Here is a 516-nt window from a genome sequence, read left to right as displayed (position 1 = left end):
ATGTGTCTTCATCGATCAGCAGTGATGTCGCACCGGCTTCGATAGATTCCTGTAACCAAGCCGCTTGCGATGTTGAACCTGATGCATCTTGCGTTGAGAAATCTGCAGTATCTTTACCCATTGGCAAATGGTTGATGTAGTTCGACAGATTTAAGTGATGCACACAACGGCCATCTTCTGCACGAATCTTCATCGCTTTCTGGTCTGTCACGATGTACTCGCGACCATCGCCAGGAATGTGATCGTAAATAGAACGTTCAATGGCGTTCAGCAATGTCGACTTACCATGAAAACCACCGCCGACAATCAAAGTGATGCCTTTGGGAATGCCAAGTCCAGTCACGTAACCTTTGTTTGGTGCATGCAGAGTCACCTGCAAAGACTCAGGAGCCGTAAATTCTACTGCTTCTTTCATCGGCAAATCACAGTTACCCGCAATACGTGGTAGAACGCTACCATTCGCAACAAACGCAACAAGATTGTGTGCTTCTAATTGTTCTCTTAGTGCGCTTTGAT

The 516-nt window shown here is 46.3% G+C and carries 1 protein-coding gene; it reads right to left on the bottom strand.

What is annotated here, in order from left to right; genetic code table 11:
* On the bottom strand, positions 1-516 hold a 516-nt coding region (locus R7190_RS30850; protein WP_318138341.1), incomplete at both ends, for an ABC-ATPase domain-containing protein.

The organism is Vibrio sp. 1078-1 (assembly GCF_033340475.1).
Note: the sequence above shows the minus strand (reverse complement) of the source record. Positions and strands in the feature narration are given on the sequence as shown.